Genomic DNA, 3563 nt, shown 5'->3' with positions numbered 1-3563 from the left:
TGGTTCGCGGCGATGTCTACTACTGGGGCGAGCTGATGGCGGCTGCCCTGATCACCAGCATTCCGGTCGCGATCGCCTACAACCTCTTCCTCGACCGCTTCATCAGCGGTATCACCGGCGGCGCGGTCAAGTAGGCGCGTGGCCGCCGCTCGGCGGCGCCAGCCGATAGCGGCCGTCGACCAGCGCCGCATCCGGCTGGAAAAAGCGCGCTGTGCGCCGCTCGGCCAGCCAGCGGACGCCACGGGCGGGCACGGGGACAGGCGGATCGAAATGGTCGCCGCTCTCCGCCACGAGATCGAGGATCTCTGCCGGAACCGGCGCGCCGAGATCGGTGATGGCGATGAAGGCGCGATAGAGATAGTCGGTGCCGAACTGGCCGAGATCGCGGCCTGGATAGCGCCACCCGCCGAGCACCCGTTCGAAGGAAGGCCCGGCCGCGGCGATCTCCGCTGCCGCATCGGCAAGGCCGGCCGCGACGGCGTCCCGTTCCGCGCCGCTGAAGGCCCGCCCGTCGAAGCGACGGCCGGCGCGAAGCCGCAAGGGCGCCAGCTCGTCGAGCATCGCGCGATCGCTCTCTGCGAGCGCGCATTCGGCGAGGAAGGCGAGACCGGTGTCGAGAAGATCGAACGGTCGGTCGGGGCGTGGCGGATCCCAATCGGCGGCCGGCTCGCGCGGCATCTCCGTGCGTGCGCGCATCAGCTCGCGCATCTCGAGGATGCGCCGTTCGTTACGCTTGTCGGGCGTCTCGAGCAGGCTGCGGGCCTGCAGGTTCTGCGCCGTCTCGAGGTCCTGCCGCGAGGCCGCCACGGCGATGCGGAGCTGCAGCCACACCGTGCTGGCTGGCGCGGACAGGAGCGTCACGCCATGCTCGACGTCGCCCCGCCAGGACGGAGCCGCGATCAGGCAGGGCGGCGGGGTGTCGCCGCAGACGCGGCTGCTGACATGGGCGAAGCCATTGGTGAAGGGATCGATGAAGGCGGCGCTGTAGAAGCGCCCGCCCATCGGCGGCAAGGTGAGGAAGATCGGGCCGACCGACAGATCGACCCAGGCGTTGGCAGCCAATACGCCGTCGGTAGGCTGCTTTCCCCAATAGAGATTGTTGAGCTTGCGGCCCTGGCTGACCGTATCGTCGCGACGGCGGGCGAACATCCGCGACAGCGGTGTGAGATAGACGGCGGCACGACGGGCGAGGTCGCGTAGCATGCTCTTGTTGGACGCACTCGCTGGATGAGCGGCGAAAGAAGCCGCCCCGGCCAACAGGGTGCGTCGTCCGACCGTCATGCCTGCCGCTCCCGTTGCCGTCGCCGTTCGAGGACGAAGGCGGCGACGGCGCACCAGGGCGCCAACGTCCAGAACGAGCGGGCGCGGCCGGACGGCGAGGCCAACACGAAGACGGCGGCGCCTTCCAGGCCCTCGGCCTGCCGGCCGTAGGCGAGCGCCTTCCTGCCAAGCCCGAGCGAGGCAGCATTTTTGCTGGTGAAGGCGACGGCGGCGGGCCGGTACTTGCGCAGCTTGGCATGCAAGGCTTTCGCATCCATCGCATGGGCGCTCAGCTCATGGTCGGAGCCATACTCGGTCTTGTTGAGATCGGTGAGGCCGATTCGCCAGGACAGCAGTTCGGGATAGCGCTGGGGCGTCAGCCGCTCGGGCGTAAGCCCGACCGCGTACAAGGTCGCCCAGAAGGCATTGCCGGGGTTGGCGTAGTAGGCGCGGGCGGCGTAGGAGGCCGGGCTGGGCGCGGTGCCGCAGAAGACAAGATCGAGTCCGGGCGCCAGGAGGTCGGGCACCAAATGCCCGTGTCCACGTTCGCGGCGCTTCTCGGGCAGGGATGCTTGCGCCATGCTACAGGCTCAACAAAGGTGCCAGGCGAGCGTCGATCTCGTCGAGGATCTCGGCCGGTGCTTGGCCGACGATCTCCATCTTTCGCGCTTCCCGATCCACGCTTCGCACGTGGTCGACAAGGACGACACCCGAGACGGGCAGCCCGGCCGGCAGCTTGACTTCCATCGGCCATCCCCGCTCCCGGCTGGTGATGGGACAGACGATCGCCAGTCGCGAATGCTGATGATAGCGCTCGGGTGTCAGTACGATTCCCGGACGGCGGCCCGCCTGTTCGGTACCGGCTTGTGGCGAGAGCAGGAGCCAGACAAGGCTGCCGCGATCGGGCAACGCCATCAGATGATCTCCTCGCCTTTCGGGCTGTCGTCCTCAAGGCTGTGCTCGCGTTCGGGCTTCATTCCCGCCAGCAATTCGTCCAACGTAAACCGTCGCCGCGAACGCGTGACCACCATTCGTCCGTCGTCCAGCGTCTCGATGTCGACCCGAGCCCCTTCCTTCAGCCCCAGTCGAGCTGCGACATCGCGCGGGACCCGAAGGCCGAGGCTGTTGCCCCATTTCGCGAGTTGGACCTGCACGGGCATCGTTTTCTCCGGCTTGACGTATATCCAATGTATATACATTGGTATCTATTGTCAGTCGACAAGTCCTGCTTGATGACCGGTCGCTTGGTGGAGGGGCAAACAACGTGAACAAGATCGACGCGGCGGACGAGGTGCAGCTTCTGGACAGTATCGACCGATGGATCGCGCGCGAGGTGGCGCCGCGTGTGAAGGAATTCGATCACGCCGACAAGTGGCCGGCCGAGATCGTCGACCAGATGAAGGAGTTCGGCCTGTTCGGTGCGACCGTGTCGCCGGAATATGGCGGATTGGGCCTGCCGGCCACGACCTATGCCGAGATCGTGATGCGCATCTCGTCGGTCTGGATGGCGATCACCGGCATCTTCAACTCGCATCTGATGCTGGCGCTGGCGGTCGAGAAGTTCGGCACCGAGCCGCAGAAGCGGCGGTGGCTGCCCAGGTTCGCCTCCGGCGAGATCCGCGGCGGGCTGGCGCTCACCGAGCCCGATGCCGGCACCGATCTGCAGTCGATCCGCATGACGGCGCGGCGCGAGGGCGGTCACTACGTCATCAACGGCACCAAGACCTGGATCAGCAACGGCATCGAAGGTTCCTGCTTTGCGCTTCTCGTGAAGACCAATCCGGAAGCGCAGCCGCGCTATTCGGGCATGAGCCTTTTCATCGCGCCCAAGGGGCCGGGCTTCAAGGTCGGGCGCAAGCTCGAGAAGCTCGGCTACAAGTCGATCGACTCGGGCGAGCTCGTGTTCGAGGACTATCGCATTCCGGCGGATCATTTGATCGGCGAGGTCGAGGGTCGCGGGTTCACGCAGGTCGCGGGCGGCCTGGAGCTTGGCCGCATCAACGTGGCAGCACGCGGTGTCGGCATCGCCGAGGGCGCGCTCAGGCTGGCGACGAGCTACGCGCAGATCCGCAAGACCTTCGGCAAGCCGATCGCCGAGCACCAGGCGATCGCGCTGAAGCTGGGCGAGATGGCGACGCGCGCCCGGGCGGCGCGACTCCTCACACTCGATGCCGCCCAGGCCTTCGACCGCGGCGAGCGCTGCGACATGGAGGCGGGGATGGCGAAATACTTCGCCTCCGAGGCGGCGCTGGAGAACAGCACCGAATCGATGCGCATCCACGGCGCCTACGGCTATTCCAAGG

The 3563-nt window shown here is 67.0% G+C and carries 5 protein-coding genes; 1 reads left to right on the top strand and 4 read right to left on the bottom strand.

Annotation, left to right across the window (positions count from 1 at the left end; all coding sequences use genetic code 11):
- Positions 1–126: 126 nt before the first annotated feature.
- From VFT73_RS07735 to VFT73_RS07720, 4 genes are all read right to left on the bottom strand, one after another.
- Positions 127–1203 (bottom strand): DUF1254 domain-containing protein, encoded by a 1077-nt coding sequence (locus tag VFT73_RS07735; protein ID WP_326409674.1) that lies wholly within the window; start codon positions 1201–1203, stop codon positions 127–129.
- A 74-nt stretch (positions 1204–1277) separates the two neighbouring features.
- A complete protein-coding gene (locus VFT73_RS07730) occupies positions 1278–1841 on the bottom strand; it encodes a mismatch-specific DNA-glycosylase (RefSeq protein WP_326409673.1) in 564 nt (187 codons plus the stop codon).
- A 1-nt stretch (position 1842) separates the two neighbouring features.
- Complete coding sequence (locus tag VFT73_RS07725) at positions 1843–2175, bottom strand: type II toxin-antitoxin system PemK/MazF family toxin (protein ID WP_326409672.1); 333 nt, start codon at positions 2173–2175, stop codon at positions 1843–1845.
- Positions 2175–2420, bottom strand: a complete 246-nt coding sequence (locus VFT73_RS07720) for an AbrB/MazE/SpoVT family DNA-binding domain-containing protein (RefSeq protein ID WP_326409671.1) — start codon at positions 2418–2420, stop codon at positions 2175–2177. Before VFT73_RS07720 ends, VFT73_RS07725 begins: the two co-directional genes overlap by 1 nt.
- A 104-nt stretch (positions 2421–2524) precedes the next feature.
- On the opposite strand from VFT73_RS07720, the gene VFT73_RS07715 reads away from it, so the two are divergent.
- On the top strand, positions 2525–3563 hold a 1039-nt coding region (locus tag VFT73_RS07715; protein ID WP_326409670.1), incomplete at its 3' end, for an acyl-CoA dehydrogenase family protein.

The organism is Sphingomonas sp. (assembly GCF_035758555.1).
Lineage (GTDB): Bacteria > Pseudomonadota > Alphaproteobacteria > Sphingomonadales > Sphingomonadaceae > Sphingomonas_B.
The sequence above is the reverse complement of the archived record's forward strand: the minus strand, read 5'-3'. Positions and strand labels throughout refer to the sequence as shown.